The organism is Nguyenibacter vanlangensis, from assembly GCF_013376155.1.
Taxonomy (GTDB): domain Bacteria; phylum Pseudomonadota; class Alphaproteobacteria; order Acetobacterales; family Acetobacteraceae; genus Gluconacetobacter; species Gluconacetobacter vanlangensis.
The window spans coordinates 1-1690 of record NZ_JABXXP010000602.1 but is presented as its reverse complement, the minus strand read 5'-3'; the positions used below and the strand labels follow the sequence as shown (position 1 = coordinate 1690).

At 69.3% G+C, this 1690-nt stretch carries 2 protein-coding genes; both read right to left on the bottom strand.

Annotated elements, in window-relative coordinates; genetic code table 11:
* Window positions 1-4 precede the first annotated feature (4 nt).
* Complete coding sequence (locus HUK84_RS17135) at window positions 5-1273, bottom strand: AAA family ATPase (protein ID WP_176641342.1); 1269 nt, start codon at window positions 1271-1273, stop codon at window positions 5-7.
* Window positions 1270-1690: hypothetical protein (locus HUK84_RS17130; RefSeq protein WP_176641341.1), on the bottom strand; the 421-nt coding region annotated here is incomplete at its 5' end. The genes HUK84_RS17130 and HUK84_RS17135, both read right to left, overlap by 4 nt.

Sequence of the window (1690 nt, the reverse complement as noted above, 5' to 3'; positions counted from 1 at the left end):
GGGCTCAGCGCAGCACGCGCGCCCGCTGCGCCTCGCTGTCATTCGCGATCTCGGCGGTCACGCCGTCCGCGCCCTGCACGACGCGCACCAGCTTCGCGCCCTGCTGCCGCGCGGAGATCAGCGAATCGCTGATCATGTCCTCGATCGAACGGACCAGGTCGCGGGCGCTGGCGGCCGCGCCCATCCTGTTCTGCCGGCGCATGACCTCGAACAGCAGGGACGGGTCGATGCCGCCGGTTTCCACCTTCAGCCCATAGCTGTCGATCATCGTCTCGATCTCCAGCGCCGCGACGCGTGCGACGTCCAGCCCGGTCAGGGCGCGGAAGACGAAGATCCGGTCCAGGCGGTTCAGCACTTCGGGGGCGAAGCCGGCCTGGCGCAGCGCCTCGACCGACTCGGCGCGCATGCGGTCGGGCTCGTCCGCCAGCCGGTCGGCGATTTCCGACAGGGCGTCGGTGGCGATGTTCGAGGTCAGGACGAAGATCGCCCGCACGGTCGAGACCTGCTGGCCGGTCGAGGCCTCGGTCACGTGCCCGTCGTTCCAGGCGGTCAGGAATTTCTTGAAGACGTCGGGATGCGCCTTCTCGATCTCGTCCAGCAGGACGACGGCATCGGGCTTTTCCTTCAGCCCGCCGGTCAGCTTGCCGAACGTGTCCGAGCCGACATAGCCCTTGGGCGAGCCGAAGAGCTGCGTCGCCGCGTGCGGCGAACTCATCTGCGTCATGTCGAAATGCAGCAGCGGCCGGTCAAGCTGTCGGGCCATCTGCTTGGCCAGGTAGGTCTTGCCGGTGCCGGGCGGCCCGGCCAGCAGGAAGATGCCGACCGGCTTGCCGCGCACCTGCAGCGCCATGCGCCGGCGCAACTGGGCGGCGATGTCCTCGCAGACCTGGTCCTGGCCGATCACGCGGGCGCGCAGGCCGGCCGCCAGTTCCTCGGCGTCGATGACCGTTTCCTTCTGCTCGCGCGCCATCATCTCTTCCAGCGCGGTGCGGTTGGTCAGTCTGGCCAATACATCCATCATCCACCCCCGTCGGCGTCGCAGCCCCTTGCGCGCCAGCCGTTCGGCGCGGGTTTCGAACATCAATCCCGCCAGGACCAGCAGGCTGCTCCCGGCCGTCAGCACGGGAAAGGCCGGCGCACACCATTCCATGAAATGCGCGAGGCTGGCGAGCGAAAGATGCAGCGACGCGGCCGCCTGCAGGCTCGCCAGGACCAGGAAGATCACCATCATCACCGGCATCATCCGGTTCAGGGCGGGAAGCAGGGCCTTCATTGGACGATCACATCCAGTACAAGCATTTCGTCGCGATGGATGACGGGCAGCGGGGTCGGGCCCAGCACGGTGATGGCCCCGGGCGCCACCCCGGCCAGTCCCGGATCGGTGACCGGCGCGATATCGACCTGGCCCGAGATCCGGATGGGCAGCAGGACCGTGCGGGGCCGCGGCGTCAGCGGCACGGTCTGGCTGATGCCGCCCGAGGTGACGGTGACCACGCCGCCCTGGCCGCCCTCGTCATACAGCGGCATCTGCACCAGGCGGTATTCGCGCCGCCGGATGCCCGCCAGGATCCGCGCCTGCTGGTCCGGCGTCAGGCCCGATTGCTGCAGCGCGCGCGGCGCGTTGTCGGGCGAGATCATGGCGAATTGCTGGGTGCTGGCCAGCACGTGGGCGCCGCCGAGTCCCGCGCCG